Source organism: Mesorhizobium sp. M2D.F.Ca.ET.226.01.1.1 (genome assembly GCF_004022705.2).
Lineage (GTDB): Bacteria > Pseudomonadota > Alphaproteobacteria > Rhizobiales > Rhizobiaceae > Mesorhizobium.
In genome coordinates this window covers 151,284-170,212 of the sequence record NZ_RZOY02000004.1, presented here as the reverse complement: position 1 = coordinate 170,212, position 18,929 = coordinate 151,284, and the positions used below count along the sequence as shown (strand labels likewise).

At 64.1% G+C, this 18,929-nt stretch carries 23 protein-coding genes; 18 read left to right on the top strand and 5 right to left on the bottom strand.

Going from position 1 to position 18,929, the window contains the following annotated elements; genetic code table 11:
* Positions 1-4: 4 nt before the first annotated feature.
* Together EN869_RS10980 and hslV are read right to left on the bottom strand one after the other, a co-directional pair.
* Positions 5-529, bottom strand: coding sequence for a GNAT family N-acetyltransferase (locus tag EN869_RS10980; RefSeq protein ID WP_127226748.1), 525 nt, complete (start codon positions 527-529; stop codon positions 5-7).
* Positions 530-552: 23 nt separating this feature from the next.
* Entirely contained in the window at positions 553-1,104 is a 552-nt protein-coding gene (gene hslV, locus EN869_RS10975) for an ATP-dependent protease subunit HslV (RefSeq protein ID WP_112097212.1), read from the bottom strand.
* 215 nt (positions 1,105-1,319) lie between these two features.
* Here hslV and hisB point away from each other — a divergent pair, with 215 nt between their 5' ends.
* From hisB to EN869_RS10915, 12 genes are all read left to right on the top strand, one after another.
* A complete protein-coding gene (gene hisB, locus EN869_RS10970) occupies positions 1,320-1,916 on the top strand; it encodes an imidazoleglycerol-phosphate dehydratase HisB (RefSeq protein WP_127226749.1) in 597 nt (198 codons plus the stop codon).
* Between the two features lie 3 nt (positions 1,917-1,919).
* Positions 1,920-2,393 (top strand): DUF2628 domain-containing protein, encoded by a 474-nt coding sequence (locus EN869_RS10965; protein ID WP_127226750.1) that lies wholly within the window; start codon positions 1,920-1,922, stop codon positions 2,391-2,393.
* Position 2,394: 1 nt separating this feature from the next.
* On the top strand, positions 2,395-3,045 hold the full coding sequence (gene hisH, locus EN869_RS10960) for an imidazole glycerol phosphate synthase subunit HisH (protein ID WP_127226751.1): 651 nt from the start codon (positions 2,395-2,397) through the stop codon (positions 3,043-3,045).
* Positions 3,045-3,338 carry a DUF1330 domain-containing protein gene (locus EN869_RS10955; RefSeq protein ID WP_127226752.1) on the top strand — a complete coding sequence of 98 codons (294 nt, stop codon included), beginning with the start codon at positions 3,045-3,047 and terminating at the stop codon, positions 3,336-3,338. The genes hisH and EN869_RS10955 overlap by 1 nt, the downstream gene beginning before the upstream one ends.
* A 2-nt stretch (positions 3,339-3,340) precedes the next feature.
* Positions 3,341-4,087 (top strand): 1-(5-phosphoribosyl)-5-[(5-phosphoribosylamino)methylideneamino]imidazole-4-carboxamide isomerase, encoded by a 747-nt coding sequence (hisA, locus tag EN869_RS10950; protein ID WP_127226753.1) that lies wholly within the window; start codon positions 3,341-3,343, stop codon positions 4,085-4,087.
* Entirely contained in the window at positions 4,084-4,923 is an 840-nt protein-coding gene (locus EN869_RS10945) for an arginase family protein (RefSeq protein WP_127226754.1), read from the top strand. The genes hisA and EN869_RS10945 overlap by 4 nt, the downstream gene beginning before the upstream one ends.
* Positions 4,920-5,714: an imidazole glycerol phosphate synthase subunit HisF gene (gene hisF / locus EN869_RS10940; RefSeq protein WP_167507018.1), complete on the top strand. Its 795-nt coding sequence runs from the start codon at positions 4,920-4,922 to the stop codon at positions 5,712-5,714. Before EN869_RS10945 ends, hisF begins: the two co-directional genes overlap by 4 nt.
* Positions 5,715-5,723: 9 nt before the next feature.
* Entirely contained in the window at positions 5,724-6,047 is a 324-nt protein-coding gene (locus EN869_RS10935) for a phosphoribosyl-ATP diphosphatase (protein ID WP_127226756.1), read from the top strand.
* Positions 6,048-6,126: 79 nt separating this feature from the next.
* Positions 6,127-7,086 carry a type I pantothenate kinase gene (gene coaA / locus EN869_RS10930; protein ID WP_127226757.1) on the top strand — a complete coding sequence of 320 codons (960 nt, stop codon included), beginning with the start codon at positions 6,127-6,129 and terminating at the stop codon, positions 7,084-7,086.
* A gap of 73 nt (positions 7,087-7,159) precedes the next feature.
* Positions 7,160-8,194, top strand: coding sequence for a glycosyltransferase family 2 protein (locus EN869_RS10925; protein ID WP_245489475.1), 1,035 nt, complete (start codon positions 7,160-7,162; stop codon positions 8,192-8,194).
* Position 8,195: 1 nt separating this feature from the next.
* Entirely contained in the window at positions 8,196-8,714 is a 519-nt protein-coding gene (locus tag EN869_RS10920) for a GtrA family protein (RefSeq protein WP_167498679.1), read from the top strand.
* Positions 8,711-10,282: a hypothetical protein gene (locus EN869_RS10915; RefSeq protein ID WP_127226759.1), complete on the top strand. Its 1,572-nt coding sequence runs from the start codon at positions 8,711-8,713 to the stop codon at positions 10,280-10,282. Before EN869_RS10920 ends, EN869_RS10915 begins: the two co-directional genes overlap by 4 nt.
* Here EN869_RS10915 and EN869_RS10910 read toward each other — a convergent pair.
* From EN869_RS10910 to EN869_RS10900, 3 genes are all read right to left on the bottom strand, one after another.
* On the bottom strand, positions 10,245-10,862 hold the full coding sequence (locus EN869_RS10910) for an alpha-ketoglutarate-dependent dioxygenase AlkB (protein WP_127226760.1): 618 nt from the start codon (positions 10,860-10,862) through the stop codon (positions 10,245-10,247). The two genes, EN869_RS10915 and EN869_RS10910, sit on opposite strands and share 38 nt — an antisense overlap.
* An 88-nt stretch (positions 10,863-10,950) precedes the next feature.
* Positions 10,951-11,388: an alternative ribosome rescue aminoacyl-tRNA hydrolase ArfB gene (gene arfB, locus EN869_RS10905; RefSeq protein ID WP_127226761.1), complete on the bottom strand. Its 438-nt coding sequence runs from the start codon at positions 11,386-11,388 to the stop codon at positions 10,951-10,953.
* Between the two features lie 83 nt (positions 11,389-11,471).
* Positions 11,472-13,082: a phosphoenolpyruvate carboxykinase gene (locus EN869_RS10900; RefSeq protein WP_127226762.1), complete on the bottom strand. Its 1,611-nt coding sequence runs from the start codon at positions 13,080-13,082 to the stop codon at positions 11,472-11,474.
* Positions 13,083-13,422: 340 nt separating this feature from the next.
* On the opposite strand from EN869_RS10900, the gene EN869_RS10895 reads away from it, so the two are divergent.
* The 6 genes from EN869_RS10895 (at position 13,423) to ahcY (ending at position 18,871) form a co-directional block, all read left to right on the top strand.
* A complete protein-coding gene (locus tag EN869_RS10895) occupies positions 13,423-14,124 on the top strand; it encodes a response regulator transcription factor (protein WP_095819116.1) in 702 nt (233 codons plus the stop codon).
* A 61-nt stretch (positions 14,125-14,185) separates the two neighbouring features.
* Positions 14,186-15,970 (top strand): sensor histidine kinase, encoded by a 1,785-nt coding sequence (locus EN869_RS10890; RefSeq protein ID WP_127226763.1) that lies wholly within the window; start codon positions 14,186-14,188, stop codon positions 15,968-15,970.
* A 10-nt stretch (positions 15,971-15,980) separates the two neighbouring features.
* Positions 15,981-16,442: an HPr kinase/phosphorylase gene (locus EN869_RS10885; RefSeq protein WP_127226764.1), complete on the top strand. Its 462-nt coding sequence runs from the start codon at positions 15,981-15,983 to the stop codon at positions 16,440-16,442.
* A 164-nt stretch (positions 16,443-16,606) separates the two neighbouring features.
* Complete coding sequence (locus EN869_RS10875; protein ID WP_027166957.1) at positions 16,607-17,008, top strand: PTS sugar transporter subunit IIA; 402 nt, start codon at positions 16,607-16,609, stop codon at positions 17,006-17,008.
* Positions 17,005-17,301 carry an HPr family phosphocarrier protein gene (locus EN869_RS10870; protein ID WP_041000039.1) on the top strand — a complete coding sequence of 99 codons (297 nt, stop codon included), beginning with the start codon at positions 17,005-17,007 and terminating at the stop codon, positions 17,299-17,301. Before EN869_RS10875 ends, EN869_RS10870 begins: the two co-directional genes overlap by 4 nt.
* A 169-nt stretch (positions 17,302-17,470) precedes the next feature.
* The gene (gene ahcY, locus EN869_RS10865) at positions 17,471-18,871 is read left to right on the top strand and encodes an adenosylhomocysteinase (RefSeq protein ID WP_127226766.1); all 1,401 of its coding nucleotides are present in this window, start codon (positions 17,471-17,473) and stop codon (positions 18,869-18,871) included.
* Positions 18,872-18,929 lie beyond the last annotated feature (58 nt).

Sequence of the window (18,929 nt, the reverse complement as noted above, 5' to 3'; positions counted from 1 at the left end):
TGCCTCAGTCCCCCAGATTTTCGTCGTCCTCGGCCGCATCGACGGCCATCAGCACGACGTCCCCATATTGCGAATGCCTGCGCCCGATCGACCTGAAGCCGGCCTTCTCATAGGCACGGATGGCGCGGCCATTGTCGTGATGCGGATCGATGATGACGCGCGGTGCGCCTTCCTCGAACAGCTCCTCGACGAACTGGCGCACGATGGCCGAGCCATGGCCGACGCCGACCAGCTCCGGCGGGCCGATCGTGAGATCGACGCCCAACGTGCCGAAAGGCTGGTCGGCGTAGGGATGGTCGTCCTCCATATGCGGGTCGTAGCTCTGCAGATAGGCGATCGGCCTGCCGTCGAGCTCGACGATCAGCGGCTCCACCGAGACCGAATCGATATGCTCGCGGATCTCGGAGATTTCCTTTTCCGGATCGTCCCACCACTCAGCGACATGCGGCTCGCGCAGCCATTGGGCGATCAACGGCAGGTCCTTTTCGGTGACCGGCCGAAAATCGTAGCTATGCTCCTGGTCGGCCATGATCCTCTCCCCGATCATGGACCTCACGCGGCATCGAGCGTTTCGACGACGAAATTGTTGTTGGTGTAGACGCAGATGTCGGACGCGATCTGCATCGCCTTGCGGGCGATCTCCTCGGCATCCTTGTCGGTGTCGATCAGCGCGCGGGCCGCGGCCAGCGCGTAATTGCCGCCGGAACCGATGGCCATGACACCATGCTCGGGTTCCAGCACGTCGCCATTGCCGGTCAGCGCCAGCGAGACGGACTTGTCGGCGACGAGCATCATGGCTTCCAGCCGGCGCAGATAGCGGTCGGTGCGCCAGTCCTTGGCGAGCTCGACGCAGGCGCGGGTGAGCTGGTCCGGATATTGTTCGAGCTTGGCTTCGAGCCGCTCCAACAGGGTGAAGGCATCGGCGGTAGCGCCAGCGAACCCGGCAATGACGCTGCCGTCCTTGCCGATGCGGCGCACCTTGCGCGCATTGCCCTTCATGATCGTCTGGCCAAGGCTGACCTGGCCATCCCCGGCGATCACAACCTTGTTGCCCTTGCGCACGCTGACGATGGTCGTGGCGTGCATGGTAAGTTCATTCGACATTTCTTGCTCCGATGCGCGCTATCCCTTGAAAGGCGATTGGCGCGGTACGAGTGACTTTGATCGGCCATATGTATGCATGAGGCTAACGATTGCAAACCGCTCCGGACCTAGGCCGATAGCGACCGGAATGGCAACTGGCAATCGCCGGATCATGCTGATAGAAGGCTCTCGTTTTCAAGCCCGAAGCCTCCGCGCGGGGCAACAAGGACACGACGATGACGCGTTCCGCCGAAGTCAGCCGCAAGACCAGGGAAACCGAGATTTCCGTTTCGGTCCATGTCGACGGCAAGGGCAAGGCCGACATTTCGACCGGCGTCGGCTTCTTCGACCATATGCTCGACCAGCTGTCGCGGCATTCGCTGATCGACATGACGATCAAGGCCAAGGGCGACCTGCATATCGACGACCACCACACGGTCGAGGACACCGGCATCGCGATCGGCCAGGCCTTGAGCAAGGCGCTGGGCGAGCGGCGCGGCATCATGCGCTACGCCTCGGTCGATCTCGCCATGGACGAGACGCTGACCAGGGCGGCGATCGATGTCTCCGGCCGCCCTTTCCTGGTCTGGAACGTCGCCTTCTCGTCGCCGAAGATCGGCACGTTCGACACCGAACTGGTGCGCGAATTCTTCCAGGCGCTGGCGCAGAATGCCGGCATCACCTTGCATGTGGCCAACCATTACGGGGCCAACAACCACCACATCGCCGAAACCTGCTTCAAGGCGGTGGCGCGCGCGCTGCGCGCCGCGCTTGAGCCCGACCCGCGCCAGCCCGACGCGGTGCCCTCCACCAAGGGATCGCTGAAAGGATAGGCTATGGCGATCTATGTCGTGATGGAGCCGCCGTCGGGCGACAAAGCCGAGGACATCCGTTTCGTGCGCGACAGCTTCACCTGGCTCGGCTTCCTGTTCTCGCCGCTCTGGCTCGCCTGGAACCGGCTGTGGATCGAGGCCGTGCTGGCCTTCGTCGTCATGGCGGTGCTGTCGGCGATCGGCGAGAGGCTCGGGCTCGAATGGGCCGGATCGATGCTGTCGCTGCTGGTCTCGCTCTATGTCGGGTTCGAAGGCCAGGCCCTGCGCATGGCGGCGCTGCGCCGGCGTGGCTGCCGCGAATGGGGGGTGGTCGCCGCCGACAATCTCGGCGACGCCGAGATACGCTATGCGGCGGAGGTCGATGACCATGCGGAAGAGCCGGCGCCGATGCCGCGCATCGTGCCGGACGCGTCGCTGGCGCGGCCGCCGCAGACCGGCATGGCGCTGGGATTGACCCATACGCCTGGAAGGCCCTGATATGCGAGTAGCCATTATCGACTACGGCTCGGGCAATCTTCGCTCGGCCACCAAGGCCTTCGAGCGCGCAGCGCATGAGGCCGGCATTGCCGCGACGATCGAGCTCACGGCCGATGCGGAGCGTGTGCGCAGCGCCGACCGCATCGTGCTGCCGGGCGTCGGCGCCTATGCCGATTGCGCCGCCGGCCTCCATGCCGTCAACGGCATGTGGGAGGCGGTGGAAGAGGCGGCTCTGCGCAAGGGACGGCCGTTCCTCGGCATCTGCGTCGGCATGCAGCTGATGTCGGAACGCGGGTTGGAGAAGACCGTCACCAAGGGCCTCGGCTGGATCGCCGGCGACGTCAAGGAGATCACGCCGTCCGATCCGGCGCTGAAGATCCCGCAGATCGGCTGGAACACGATCGAGCTTTCGCGCAAGCACCCGCTGTTTTCCGGCATCGAGACGGGTCCGAAGGGGCTGCATGCCTATTTCGTCCATTCCTACCACCTGGATGCGAAGAATCCGGCCGAGATCGTGGCGACCGCCGACTATGGCGGCACGGTGACGGCTGCGGTTGCGCGCGACAACCTTGCCGGCACGCAGTTCCATCCCGAGAAGAGCCAGGCGCTCGGCCTGGCGCTGATCACCAATTTCCTGAAATGGAGGCCCTGATGACGACCAAGAAGGGCTATTGGATCGCGCTGATCGATGTGCGCGACCAGGACATCTACAAAAAATACATCGAGGCCAACGCCAAGGCCTTTGCGAAATATGGCGCGAAGTTCATCGTGCGGGCGGGCCGCTATGAAAATCCCGAGGCGCCGACGGGCAATCGCCATGTGGTGGTGGAGTTCGATTCCTATGACACGGCGGTAGCGTGCTACCAATCACCCGAGTACCAGGAGGCGTCGAAATACCGGCTCGCCGCTTCGACCGGCCATTTCGTCATCGTCGAGGGTACCTGACCGTGATCCTGTTTCCCGCTATCGATCTCAAGGACGGCAAATGCGTGCGCCTGAAACACGGCGACATGGCCACCGCCACCATCTACAACGACGATCCGGCTGCCCAGGCCAAGGCCTTCGAGGACCAGGGCTTTGAGTGGCTGCATGTCGTCGACCTCAACGGCGCCTTCAAGGGCCAGAGCGTCAACAGCGCCGCGGTCGGCGCCATCCTGAAGGCGACGAAAAACCCGGTGCAGCTCGGCGGCGGCATCCGCACCTTGCCGCAGATCGAGGACTGGCTGGATCGCGGCCTTGCCCGCGTCATCCTGGGCACGGTCGCCGTGCGCGAGCCGGAGCTGGTCAGGCAGGCCTGCAAGGCTTTCCCGGGCAAGGTCGCCGTCGGCATCGACGCCAAGGGCGGCAAGGTCGCCGTCGAAGGCTGGGCCGAGGCCTCCGAGCTCGGCGTCATCGAGCTGGCGAAGAAGTTCGAAGGCGCGGGCGTGGCCGCCATCATCTACACCGACATCGACCGCGACGGCGTGCTGACCGGCATCAACTGGGATTCGACGATCAGTCTTGCCGAGGCGGTGTCGATCCCGGTGATCGCGTCCGGTGGCCTCGCCTCGATCGCCGACATCGTGCGTATGACGATGCCCGACGCGCAGAAGCTCGAAGGCGCGATCTCGGGGCGCGCCCTATATGACGGGCGTATCGAGCCGGCCGAGGCGCTGGCGATCCTGCGCGGCGAGAGGGCGGAGGCAAGACCGTGAACATTTCGATCATCCTGGCATCCTATGACAGCGGCCATTTTCACAGCGGCTGCGGCCAGGGACCGGACGCGCTGATTTCCGGCGGGCTGGCCGAGGCGCTGAAGCTCGCCGGGCACGATGTCGACGTGACCGACATCGGCAAGGTGGTCGAGGACGAAGACGAACGCGAGATCGGCACCGGCTTTGCCGTCTGCAACGCCGTTTCGGGCGAAGTCCGCATGGCGCTGGACAAGAAGCGGTTTCCGATCGTGCTGGCCGGCAACTGCCTGACCAGCGCCGGCGCCGTGGCCGGCGCGGGCGCCGACGCCATCATCTGGGCCGACCAGCATGGCGATCTCAACACGCCGGAGACCACCACCACCGGTTTCCTCGACGGCATGGCGCTGGCCACCGTGCTCGGTCTGTGCTGGCGGCGGATGGCGAACCAGATCCCCGGCTTCAAGCCGGTCGATCCGTCGCGCAGCGTTCTGGTCAACGCGCGCGACCTCGACAGCGCGGAAAAGGAACTGCTGGAGAAGCTGCCGATCATCCGGACCGAATGCCCGGACTGGAAGAGCGCGGCGCAGAGACTGAAGACCGATGGCGCCAAGCGGGTGCACATGCATGTCGACCTCGACGTGCATGACCCCGAAAAGCTGCAGGCCAACCGCTACACCACGCCTGGCGGCCCGGCGCCCGAACAGGTGCGCACCGCCATGTGCGGCCTTGCCGGTCCGCTCAGCATCGCCGGGCTGACCATTTCGGCCTACGATCCGGCCTTCGACCCCAAGGGCGATGTGCCGCCGTTGGTCGGCGAGCTGGTGGTCGACCTGCTCTCGACGCTGGAAGGCAAGTGATGCTGAAGGCCCGTGTCATCCCTTGCCTCGACGTCAACAACGGCCGCGTGGTCAAGGGCGTCAATTTCGTCGATCTCGTCGATGCCGGCGATCCGGTCGAGGCGGCCAAGGCCTATGACGCGGCCGGCGCCGACGAGCTCTGCTTCCTCGACATCACCGCTTCGTCGGACAATCGCGAGACGATCTTCGACGTCGTCGCCCGCACGGCCGAGCAATGCTTCATGCCGCTCACCGTCGGCGGCGGCGTGCGCCAGGTGGCCGATATCCGCAAGCTGCTTCTGGCCGGCGCCGACAAGGTGTCGATCAACACGGCGGCGGTGAAGAACCCGGATTTCGTCGCGGAAGCCGCCGACAAGTTCGGCAATCAGTGCATCGTCGTCGCCATCGACGCCAAGAAGGTGTCGGCGGCCGGCGAGGCTGACCGCTGGGAGATCTTCACCCATGGCGGGCGCGAGAAGACCGGCATCGACGCCGTCGATTTCGCCAGAAGGATGGTCGAGCGCGGCGCCGGCGAGATCCTGCTGACCTCGATGGACCGCGACGGCACCAAGGCCGGCTACGATATCGCGCTGACGCGCGCGATCGCCGACGCGGTGCGCGTGCCGGTGATCGCATCGGGCGGCGTCGGCACGCTCGATCACCTGGTCGAAGGCATCCGCGACGGCCATGCGGGCGCCGTGCTTGCCGCTTCGATCTTCCATTTCGGCACCTACACGATCGCCGAGGCCAAGGCGCATATGGCAGAAGCCGGGCTGCCGATGCGGCTGGACTCACCCGTCGAACGAGCATAAACGACTGTTATGGCAGACTTTTCGCTCGCCGAGCTGGAACAGATCATCCATCATCGCGCCCATTCCGGCGACCCGGACTCGTGGACGGCGAAGCTGTTCGCCAAGGGCATCGAAAAGGCGTCGCAGAAGCTCGGCGAGGAAGCGGTCGAGACCGTGATCGCCGCCGTCCGCGGCGACAGGCGGGCGCTCGTTTCGGAAAGCGCCGATCTCCTATATCATTGGCTAGTCGTCCTCGGCATCGCGGGCGTTCCGCTGGACGATGTGCTCAAGGAGCTCGAGGGCCGCACCGGCCGTTCGGGGATTGCCGAAAAGGCGTCGCGGCCCAAGGGCTGAAAGAGGCGGATAAAGCGTGATGTCGCCCGAAAACCGCTTCACACTTTTCGGCATCATGCTTTAGGAGGCAGGAAACTCGATGGACCAGCTTGCTCCTACCGAGAAATATTCCCCCTATCGTTTCTTCTCGGCCGAGCAATGGTCGCAGTTCCGCGCCGACACGCCGCTGACGCTGACCGGCGACGAGATCGACCGGCTGCGCTCGCTCAACGACCCGGTCGACCTCGAAGAGGTCAAGCGCATCTATCTGTCGCTGTCGCGGCTGCTGTCGGCCCATGTCGAGGCAAGCCAGCTCTTGTTTCGCCAGCGGCAGGCCTTCTTCAATGCGCAGGACGTCGTCAAGACACCTTTCATCATCGGCATCGCCGGCTCGGTCGCGGTCGGCAAATCGACCACGGCGCGCGTGCTGAAGGAGCTTCTGGCGCGCTGGCCTTCGAGCCCGAAGGTCGATCTCATCACCACCGACGGTTTCCTGCTGCCGAACGAGATCCTGCGCCGCGAGAACCTCATGGAGCGCAAGGGGTTTCCCGAGAGCTACGATGTCGGCGCGCTGCTGAGGTTCCTGTCCGGCATCAAGTCGGCGCAGAGCAGCGTCAGCGCGCCGGTCTATTCGCACCTGACCTATGACGTCATTCCCGGCGAGTTCGTCACCATCGACCGTCCCGACATCCTGATCTTCGAAGGCATCAACGTCCTGCAGCCGGGCAAGCTGCCGAAGGACGGCAAGATCGTGCCGTTCCTGTCCGACTTCTTCGATTTCGCCATCTATATCGATGCCGACGAGAAGCTGATCCACCAGTGGTACATCCAGCGTTTCATGCGGCTGCGCGAGACCGCCTTCCGCAATCCGGACTCCTTCTTCCACCGTTATTCGCAGCTTTCCGAGGATGCCGCGCGGGCCATCGCCGAGGGGCTCTGGGCCAACATCAACCTGAAGAACCTGCGCGAGAACATCCTGCCGACCAGGGCGCGGGCCGACCTCATCCTGCGCAAGGGCGCCAACCACCTGATCGAGGAAGTGGCGCTGCGGAAGTTGTGATTCCTTAACGGCGCCTTAGGCAATCCCGACTAGCGTTGCCAGCCAAACTCCAGCGGGTGTCGGGAGGCAACCGGTGATCAATGCGGGCAATGCCGCTGGCCGCAAGGCCCCGGTCTATTCACTGGTCATCCCGATCTTCAATGAAGAGGCGGTGCTGCCGCTGCTTGTCCGGCGGATCACGGCCTTGCTCGACAAGCTCGACGACAGCGCCGAGGCGATCTTCGTCGACGACGGCAGCCGCGATACAAGCGTCATCTTCCTGCGCGGCATGGCCGCTTCGGATCCGCGCTTCCGGCTGATCGAGCTGTCGCGCAATTTCGGCCACCAGATCGCGATCACCGCCGGCATGGACGCGGCTGCCGGCGACGCCGTGATCGTCATGGATGCCGACTTGCAGGATCCGCCCGAAGTGGTGCTCGACCTCGTCGCCAAATGGAAGGAGGGCTACGAGATCGTCTATGCCCGCCGCACCAAGCGCGAGGGCGAAACGCTGTTCAAACGGATCACCGCCAAGCTGTTCTACCGCGTGCTCGAACATATGACCTCGGTCGACATCCCGCGCGACGTCGGCGATTTCCGCCTGGTCGGGCGCAAGGCGCTGGACACGTTCAAGCAGATGCCCGAGCGCGACCGCTTCGTGCGCGGTATGTTCGGCTGGATGGGTTTCAAGCAGACGGCTGTGTCGTTCGAACGGCCCGAACGGGCGGCGGGCGAAACCAAATACCCGTTCTGGAAGATGGTGCGGCTGGCAGTGCACGGCATCGTCAGCTTTTCCGACAAGCCGCTGCGGCTGGCGCTGTGGGCGGGGCTGGCCATCTCCGGCTTTGCCGCCCTGCTCGGCGTCTATGCCCTGTTTTCCTGGCTTTTCGTCAGCAGCGTCGTCCATGGCTGGACGTCGACCGTGGTGATCATCTCCTTCCTGTCCGGCATCAATCTCTTCATGACCGGCATTATCGGCCTCTATGTCGGCGGCATCCACGCCGAGGTGAAGCGGCGCCCGCTTTACGTCGTCGACCGCCTGACCGGCTTTGAGGAAGCCGTTGCCGCGATGCGAAACGCCGAAGCATCAAAGGATGTGCCCGCGGCCCGCGAACGGCGGCTCGGCTGACTTGCGGCAGGCTCTGAAATCCGAAAGCGCGTTTGCCGCTGCCGAGGGGATGGCCCCGGTCAGGCATCCATTCTGGTCCTGGGCGATGGGTCGTTCAGAGCCAGCGCGTATCCTGCGGTTTGCCGCGATCGGCGGCCTGTCGACCTTGATCTATGCCGTGGGGACGCTGGCCCTCTCGGACAGTTTCGGCCTGCCGGCGGCGGTCGGCTCGGTCGTCGCCTACGGCGCCGGGGCCGTTTTTTCCTATTGCGGGCATCGCTTCGTGACGTTCATGTCCGACGGAGCGGTTGGCTTCGAAATCGTCCGCTTCGTCTGCGCAACCGGCGCCGGATTCCTTCTCTCCGTCGGGCTGGCCACGATTCTCGCCGATCTCGCCGGACTCCCGTCCTCGGTGCCGGTGGCGCTGGCTTCCATTCTGGTGCCGCTTCTGAACTTCGTGGTCTTGCGCAAATTTGTCTTCGTCGGGGGCGGCCCCTCGAGCGCCAACAGTCCCCTCTGTCCCGAAGGACGGAGCCGATGACCGTCGTCCTCGACAGACCGACAGCAGATGCGCCGGTCGGCGAGGTGCGCAACACGCAGGCATGGACCGTGATCCTTTGCCTGCTGGTGCTGGCAGCCGCCATTCCCTGGCAGATGCGATGGGGCATCATACCCGACACGAGTTGGGCGATCACCATGTGCGAGCAGATGCTTGCCGGATCACGGCTTTATGTCGACGTTTTCGAAGTCAATCCACCTTTCACGCCTTGGATGTTCATGCCGGCCGTGGCGCTCGCGTACAGGATCGGCATGTCGCCGGAAGTGGCGGTTCATGTCTACAGCTATGCGATCTGCCTGGCAGGATTGGGCTTTGCCGCGCTGATCGCCAGACAGGCCGGCCTTGCCGAGAACCGCGCGCTGTTTCCAATGTTGCCGCTGTTCCTGGCCCTGCTTGTGATTTTCCCGGGCAATGCCTTCAGCGAGCGGGAGCATCTGGGGGTCGCGCTGTTGCTGCCCTTGCTGGTGCTGATGGCCTGGCGCGCGGCACCGATCGAGGGCCGCACGCCGAGCCTGCCGGTGGCGATGCTTGCTGGACTTGGCGGCAGCGTCCTGGTGATGGTGAAGCCCTACTACGCCCTGGTCGTTCTCGTTCCCGCCCTCTATGTGGCGTGGCGTCGTCGCTCGATCTGGCCGCTGTTCGCCCCTGAATATTGGGTGATCGGTGTAGCCTGCATCGCCTACCTTCTGACGGTGCTGTATTTCTATCCGCAATTCATCAGCATCGTCTATCCGGTGCTGGCCGACACCTATATGCGGCTGGGGAACCGTCCCGCAGTGCTGATGAGCTACGGCCCAATATACTTGATCTCGCTGCTGATGCTGCGTTTTGTTCGACCAAGGCTGCCGCTGTCGCCGTTGGTCGCCGTGCTCACGCTCGCTTCGCTGGCGGCGACGGCGCCGTTGATCTACCAGGCCAAAGGCTGGCCCTATCATGCATTTCCGGCGTTCAGCCTGGTGTTGGCGGCGCTGCTGGCGAGGGGTGCACAGATCGATCCGAAAGCGGGATCGTTGCCAGGCAAGGCAATGGACCCCGGCCGCAAGGTGCTGCTGGCCGCTCTCGTCGCAGCCACCGCCTTTCCATTTATGAAAACACAGAAACCGACGGCCAATCTTGTGGCCGCGGTCAGGGTTGCGGTGCAGCAGCCGACTGTCGCCCTTGTCGGCTCCGATATCGCGGCCGGTCACCCGTTGACGCGCATGCTCGGCGGGATATGGATCTCCGCCTATTGCAGCGACTGGCTTGGCGAATTCGCCCTTTATCTTTCGGCGATCGCAGAACGAAGCGGAGATCAAGAGGCCACAGGCCGCTACCGGCAGGTTGCCGACCGTTACATAGACGGCAAGCTCGCAGAGCTGGAGATGAAACGCCCGGCCGTCATCATCGTTCAAAAAGCTGGTTCAACCCTGACCGAGGCTTTATCCCGGCGCCAGGATTATGTTCGCTTCCTTCAGGATTACCGCCCGGTCGCCGAGGACGAGACCGTGCGGGTGCTTCTCCGCGATGCGCGCGTCAGCCGGGCACCGTCACCCGCCGAAGCGTCAGATTGATGCGGCCGCCATTCTTCAGGAGCGCCGACGTCGAGGGGTAGATACGGTCGACGCCATGGAAGCAGAGGCGACCATCGCCGCCCAGCACGACGACGTCGCCGCTCTTCAGCCTGAACGATTTCGTGCCGCCTTCGCGCATGTTCTGGCCAACGCGGAACAGGCAGTCGTCGCCGAGCGAGACCGACACCACGGGGGCGGCGAAATCCTTCTCGTCGCGGTCCTGATGCAGGCCCATTTTGGCGTCCGCCGAATAGAAGTTGACCAGGCAGGCCTCGGGCGGATGCGGGTAGGCCGAGACCTCGCGCCACAATTGCAGCAACGCTTCCGGGATCGGCGGCCAGGGCTCGCCCGTGACGGGGTGCGTCGGCTGGTAGCGATAGCCGCGCTCCCTGTCGGTCACCCAGCCAAGCGCGCCGCAATTGGTCATGCGCACGCTCATCTCCTTGCCGGTGCGCGGCATGGCCGGAACGTAAAGGGGTGCTGCCTGCACGACGCGCCTGATCTCCTCGACCAACGCCTCCTGAGCGGGGCGCGCCAGGTAACCCGGCATATGGCGGACGCCTTTCGGCAAAACGAGCATGAGTCCATCCTGTTGACTGGGCCAAGCATGCCACCGGCAAAAGAAAACGGCGACCCGAAAGCCGCCGTCTCTCCTCGGGGTACGGCTCTCACTCGTTTTCGACGCGGCCGCGCAGCTTTTTCACCGTCGACCGGCCTGCCTTGCTCTTGAGGCGGCGCTCCACGGCGCCCTTGGAGGGCTTCGTCTTCTTGCGCGGCGGCGGTGGCGGCTCGGCCGCCTTGGCGATCAACGCCGTCAGACGCGCCCGCGCGTCGGTGCGGTTCTGCTCCTGGGTGCGGAAGCGGCCGGCCTCGATGACGATGACGCCGTCCTTGGTGGCCCGCTGGCCGGCAAGCTTGAGGGCGCGCATGCGCACCCGCTCGCTCAGGCCCGAAGCGTTTGCCGCGTCGAAGCGCAGTTGCACGGCGGTCGCCACCTTGTTGACGTTCTGGCCGCCGGGACCGGACGAGCGGATGAAATCCTCGTGCAAGTCGCCCGGGTGGATAATTGCTTCGCCACTGATGATGATGTCGTCGTCGCTCGCCATGCATGCACTCATGCCGCGATGGTCGCAAAAAGAAAAGGCCCGGCATGAGCCGGGCCCGGAAGGCAAGGCCATCGAGGCAGCGGCTATTCCGCCGCTTCCTGCAGTCGCGGCGCGGCACCAAGGATGGTCGCGTCGACATGGCGTTCGAACTTCTCGAAATTGGCAGCGAACATATTGACCAGCTTCGAGGCCTGGCGATCGTAACCAACCTTGTCCGTCCAGGTCGAACGCGGGTCGAGAATGGCGCCGTCGACGCCTGGAACCGCCACCGGCACCTCGAAGCCGAAATTGGCGTCGGTGCGGAACTCGGCCGATTTCAGCGAACCGTCGAGCGCGGCGCCCAGAAGAGCGCGCGTCACCTTGATCGGCATGCGGCGGCCGGTGCCGTAGGCGCCGCCGGTCCAGCCGGTATTGACCAGCCAGCAGTCGACCTTGTGCTCGGCGATCAGCTCGCGCAGCAGGTTGCCGTATTCGGACGGATGGCGCGGCATGAAGGGCGCGCCGAAGCAGGTCGAGAACGTCGCCTCCGGCTCGGTGACGCCCTTTTCCGTGCCGGCGACCTTGGCGGTGTAGCCGGACAGGAAGTGGTACATGGCCTGCGCCGGCGTCAGCCTGGCGATCGGCGGCATCACGCCGAAAGCGTCGGCGGTCAGCATGATGATGTTCTTCGGGTGACCGGCGCGGCCGGTCTTCGATGCATTGGGGATGAAATCCAGCGGGTAGGCGCAGCGCGTGTTCTCGGTCAGGCTGCCGTCGTTGAAATCCGGAGCGCGGCCGGGATCGAGCACGACGTTCTCCAGCACCGTGCCGAAGCGCTGCGTGGTGGCGAAGATTTCCGGCTCGGCCTCGGCCGAAAGCCGAATCGTCTTGGCGTAGCAGCCGCCTTCGAAATTGAAGATGCCGTGCGGACCCCAACCATGCTCGTCATCGCCGATCAGCGTGCGCGACGGGTCCGCGGAAAGGGTTGTCTTGCCGGTGCCGGACAGGCCGAAGAAGACCGCCGCATCGCCGTCCGGCCCCTCATTGGCCGAGCAGTGCATCGGCATCACGCCCTTCACCGGCAGCAGATAGTTCAGCATGGTGAACACCGACTTCTTCATCTCGCCGGCATAGGAGGTGCCGCCGATCAGCACGATCTTGCGGGTGAGATCGACCGCGATCACCGTTTCCGTGCGGGTGCCATGACGCGCCGGGTCGGCGCGGAAGGAGGGCAGGTCGATGATCGTCATTTCCGGCAGGAAGCGCTCGAGCTCCGCGGCTTGCGGGCGGATCAAAAGATTGCGGATGAACAGCGAATGCCAGGCAAATTCGGTGACGACGCGGACCGGCAGCCTGAGATCGGCGTCAGCGCCGCCGACGAGGTCCTGCACGTAGAGGTCCATGCCGGTCGCATGCGCCTTGAAATCGGCAAGCAGCGCCTCGAACTGGACCGGCGAGATCGCCTTGTTGTTGTCCCACCAGACATGCGGCTCCGTGGCGCTGTCGCGTACAACGAATTTGTCCTTCGGCGAACGCCCGGTGTGCTGGCCGGTCTCGGCGACCAGGGCGCCCTGCGCCGTCAATCTCGCCTCGCCGCGCCGGATCGCTTCCTCGTAGAGGTCGGCCGCGCCGAAATTATAGCGAACCATGCCCGTGGTCTTAAGGCCGATCGCGTCAATTGCGCAGTCGGGGTTGCGTTTGCCGGCTTCCGACATCAAATTTCCTCTCTGGATTTGGCCGCATCTGACGGTGATTTCCCGCAGCCCGCGCTGGGGCCGCCAGGTTCAGAACCAGAAAAGCTAAATGATATCAAATCATTAATCGATTTAAAAAATTTGAAAGTTGTTTAAATCGTTTATATGTGCAAAAAACGCAGAGGTTGCCCAAAGGATTGGCAGACTTGCTTCGCCCAATCCCAATACAGGGTACGATCGTGTGTAGCGGCAGGCCGCCCGTGACTTCGGACCGGGCCCGTGCCACATTTTGTACCCAATTTGTCCTGCAAAAGCCCCTTCTCGACGACAGAAGGGACAGCTCATGAGGGAGCCGCTTGAAATGGCAACAATCGCGCTTGTCGACGACGACCGCAACATTCTGACTTCGGTGTCGATCGCGCTCGAGTCCGAGGGCTATCGGGTCGAAACCTACACGGACGGTGCGTCGGCGCTGGAAGGCCTGGCGGCGCGGCCGCCGAATCTTGCCATCCTCGACATCAAGATGCCCCGCATGGACGGCATGGAGCTGTTGCGCCGCATGCGGCAGAAGTCGGATCTGCCGGTCATCTTCCTGACGTCGAAGGACGACGAGATCGACGAATTGTTCGGCCTCAAGATGGGCGCCGACGATTTCATCCGCAAACCGTTCTCGCAGCGCCTCCTGGTCGAGCGCGTGCGCGCGGTGCTGCGCCGGACCAGCGCCCGCGAAGCGGCGGCCAAGGCACCCGCCCAGCAGGCCCGCTCGCTCGAACGCGGCCAGTTGGTGATGGACCAGGAGCGGCACACCTGCACCTGGAAGGGCGAACCGGTGACGCTGACGGTAACCGAGTTCCTCATCCTGCATTCGCTGGCGCAGCGCCCCGGTGTGGTAAAAAGCCGTGATGCGCTGATGGATTCGGCCTATGATGAGCAGGTCTATGTCGATGACCGCACCATCGACAGCCACATCAAGCGGCTGCGCAAGAAGTTCAAGGCCGTCGACGACGACTTCGAGATGATCGAAACCCTTTACGGAGTCGGGTACCGGTTCCGCGAAGCTTAAGGTAATGCATGTCGCCCAAACGGGTAGACATGCACAGGAACGGACCGGGAGCTGCTAGTCGATGGCAGTGCAAGTAGAGCGAGGCAGAAGGGCGGGCGCGGCAAGGCGCCCGTCGCGGATCGTGCCCGCCTTCGTCTCGAAATTCACGGTGCCGATGCGCCGGTTTCTCGGCCATCATATCTTCTCCAGCCTGACGCGGCGCATCCTGTTCCTCAATCTGGCCGGCCTCGCCGTGCTGGTCACCGGCATCCTCTACCTCAACACCTTCCGCGACGGGCTGATCGACGCGCGAGTCGAAAGCCTGATGACGCAAGGCGAGATCATCGCCGGCGCGATCGCGGCTTCGGCGACCGTCGAGACCGATTCGATCAGCATCGATCCGGAAAAGCTCTTGGAGCTGCAGGCCGGCGAAAGCCTGGGGCCTGGGTCGGACCAGCTCGACAATCTCGACTTCCCGATCAATCCCGAGCGCGTCGCGCCGGTGCTGAGACGGCTGATCTCGCCGACGCGCACGCGCGCCCGCATCTATGACCGCGATGCCAACTTGTTGCTCGATTCGCGCCATCTCTATTCGCGTGGCCAGATCCTGCGCTACGACCTGCCGCCAGTCGACGACGAACAGCCCGGCATTGTGGAGCGGGTCGAGAAGTTCGTCTTCGATTTCTTCCGCAACAAGGACCTTCCGGTCTATCACGAGCAGCCCGGCGGCAATGGCGCTGCTTTCCCGGAAGTGGTCAAGGCGCTGACCGGCAGCCCTTCGACCATCGTGCGGGTGAGCGAGCAGGGTGAGCAGATCGTCTCCGTCGCGGTGCCGATCCAGCGTTTTCGCGCCGTGCTGGGTGTGCTGATGCTGTCCACGGAAGGCGGCGACATCGACAAGATTGTCGCGGCCGAGCGCAAGGCGATCCTGCGCGTGTTCGGCGTCGCGGCGCTGGTCACCGCGATCCTGTCGATGCTGCTCGCGTCCACCATCGCCAATCCGCTCAGGCGGCTGTCCGCGGCCGCCGTCAGGGTGCGCCGCGGCGTCAAGAGCCGCGAGGAGATCCCCGATTTCTCCGACCGGCAGGACGAGATCGGCAACCTATCGATTGCCGTGCGCGACATGACGAATGCGCTCTACGCCAGGATCGAGGCGATCGAAAGTTTCGCCGCCGACGTGTCGCATGAGTTGAAGAACCCGCTGACATCGCTGCGCAGCGCTGTCGAGACGCTGCCTTTGGCGAAGAACGACACGTCTCGCGCGCGTCTGATGGAGATCATCCAGCACGACGTAAAGCGGCTCGACCGGCTGATCACCGACATCTCCGACGCCTCCCGTCTCGACGCGGAGCTCGCGCGTGAGGATGCCGGAACCGTGGACCTGAAGAAGTTCATCACCGATCTGGTCGCGGTCTCGCGCGAGACCACGCGTAACAAGAAGGCGGTCGAGATCGAGCTCAAGGTCGCCAAGCTGCCGGCCGGCGCCAAGGGCTATTTCGTTGTCGGCCACGATCTGAGGATCGGCCAGGTCATCACCAACCTGATCGAGAACGCGCGCTCCTTCGTGCCCGACGAGCACGGCCACATAGCGATCTCATTGGCGCGCGCGGGCAAGTTCAACATCGTCACCGTCGACGACAACGGCCCGGGTATCCGGGCCGAGAACATCGACCGCATCTTCGAGCGCTTCTACACCGATCGGCCGGCCGGCGAGGCGTTCGGCCAGAATTCCGGCCTCGGGCTGTCGATCAGCCGCCAGATCGTCGAGGCGCATGGCGGCACACTGACGGCGGAAAACATCCCAGGCACCAAGCCCGGCGAGATCAAGGGCGCGCGCTTCGTGGTGACGCTGCCGGCGGAAGGCTGATCTGACCGGCATGTCCGACCCTGCCGTAAGGCCTGAAAACATCCATGGAACGGCGATCCTTATCGGCGATCGCGGCGTCCTGATCACGGGGCCGTCGGGCGCCGGCAAGACGACACTGGCGCTGACGCTCATTGACCATTGCCGGGCACGCGGACTGTTTTCATGTCTGATCAGCGACGACAGGCTGCTTGCCGCGCCGCATGGCGGGCGGTTGATCTGCCGCGCGCCGGCCACCATCGCCGGACTCGCCGAAGTGCCAGGCTTCATGCCATGCCCGCTGCCGTTCGAGCCGGCCGGTGTCATCGACCTGCATATCCGGCTCGTGCCGAAGGAAGAAATGGCCCGTTTCCAGGAAGATATCAGCGAGCCGATCGCGGGCCGTCCTGTGCCACGCATCGATCTTGCCGATCGCAACGCAGCCTCCGCCGTGCCGGCGGTGATGGCGCGGCTGTCGATCCAGCCTTTTTCATGATCCATCCCGGGTTTTTTGTTGCGATGCGTCAAAATGGCCCGGGCCGCCGCAATTTTGGGCTTGTCAACCGGCCGCGCGTCGACAAGATAGCGCTCCCGCCGCCTGGAATGGCTGGCGAACATAAGATACGCCTGTGAAGCGGCGATGACGGGAGCCACCAGAGAATGATCGGACTCGTGCTCGTGACGCACGGTCAACTCGCCACCGAGTTCCGGCATGCCGTAGAGCATGTCGTCGGGCCGCAAGACAATTTCGAAACCGTGGCGATCGGCGCCGACGACGACATGGAGCAGCGCCGGGCCGACATTGTCGACGCGGTTGCGCGCGTCGACACCGGAGCCGGCGTCATCGTGCTTACCGACATGTTCGGCGGCACGCCCTCCAACCTCGCTATCTCGGTGATGGAATCCGGCCGCACCGAAGTCATCGCCGGCATGAACCTGCCGATGCTGATCAAGCTCTCCTCGATCCGCAAGGGCGACAACATGGCCGCCGCGCTCGACGAAGCGCAGGCGGCGGGCCGTAAATACATCAACGTCGCCAGCCAGCTCCTAAGCAGCAAATGAACGCATCGGCGCCGCAGACGGACGAGGTGGTGCGGGAATTCCCGATCATCAATCAGCGCGGCCTGCATGCGCGCGCTTCGGCCAAGTTCGTCCAGGTCGCCAGCGGCTTCGACGCCACCATCCATGTCGAGAAGGACGGCGTGAAGGTCGGCGGCACATCGATCATGGGGCTGATGATGCTGGCGGCGAGCCCAGGCTATTCGATCCGCGTCATCGCCAGTGGCCCGGAAGCCGTGCCGGCGATGGACGCGCTGGAACAGCTGGTCGCCTCGCGTTTCGGCGAGGAAATCTAGTCCTCAAAGCTTCGCATTTCGCGCGCCAGGGACATGCGCGCATAAAGATTTCTTTATATCCCATTGTCGTCCAGCGACCGATCTGCTAGTCAGGCCGGTAACCGCGCCCACCCATGCGCCTTCCCGGCGCCAGCGCGTTTCTTGAGATAAATCACACCGGAGCACTGCCATGACAGGTAGCAAGGACTATGTGGTCGCCGACATCTCGCTTGCCGGCTGGGGCCGCAAGGAGATCGAGATCGCCGAAACCGAAATGCCGGGCCTGATGGCCTGCCGCGAGGAGTTCGGCGCCAAGCAGCCTCTCAAGGGCGCGCGCATCACCGGCTCGCTGCACATGACCATCCAGACGGCGGTTCTGATCGAGACGCTGAAGGCGCTGGGCGCCGATATCCGCTGGGCCTCCTGCAACATCTTCTCGACGCAGGACCATGCGGCGGCAGCGATCGCCGAGGCAGGCATTCCGGTGTTCGCCATCAAGGGCGAGTCGCTGGAGGACTATTGGGACTACACCGACCGCATCTTCCAGTGGACCGATGGCGGCACCTCCAACATGATCCTCGACGACGGCGGCGACGCCACCATGTACATCCTGCTCGGCGCTCGCGCCGAGGCCGGCGAGGACGTGCTGTCCAATCCCGGCAGCGAGGAGGAAGAGATCCTGTTTGCCCAGATCAAGAAGCGCCTGAAGGCCTCGCCCGGCTTCTTCACCAAGCAGCGGGAAGCGATCCGTGGGGTCACCGAGGAGACCACCACCGGCGTGAACCGCCTCTACCAGCTGCAGAAGAAGGGCCTGCTGCCCTTCCCGGCGATCAACGTCAACGACTCCGTCACCAAGTCGAAATTCGACAACAAATATGGCTGCAAGGAATCGCTGGTCGACGGCATCCGCCGCGGCACCGATACGATGATGGCGGGCAAGGTCGCGGTGGTTTGCGGCTATGGCGACGTCGGCAAGGGCTCGTCGGCTTCGCTGCGCGGCGCCGGTGCCCGCGTCAAGGTCACCGAAGTTGACCCGATCTGCGCGCTGCAGGCGGCGATGGACGGCTATGAGGTGGTCACGCTGGAAGACGCGGCACCGACGGCCGACATCGTCATCACCACCACCGGCAACAAGGACGTCGTCACGCTCGACCATATGCGGTCGATGAAGGACATGGTGATCGTCGGCAATATCGGCCACTTCGACAACGAGATCCAGGTGGCGGCGCTACGCAACCTGAAATGGACCAACGTCAAGCCGCAGGTCGACCTGATCACCTTCCCGGACGGCAAGCGGATGATCCTTCTGTCGGAGGGACGCCTGCTCAACCTCGGCAACGCCACCGGTCATCCGAGCTTCGTCATGTCGGCCTCGTTCACCAACCAGGTGCTGGCGCAGATCGAGCTTTTCACCAAGCACGGCCAGTATCAAAACCAAGTCTATGTGCTGCCCAAGCATCTCGATGAGAAGGTGGCGCGGCTGCATCTCGACAAGCTCGGCGCCAAGCTGACCGAGCTGTCCGGCGAACAGGCCGCCTATATCGGCGTGACGCCGCAGGGCCCGTACAAGCCGGAACACTACCGCTATTAACCAAAGCGAAATTATCTACCAGATATTGAAGCCGGGTGGTTGACTTTCCGCCCGGCAT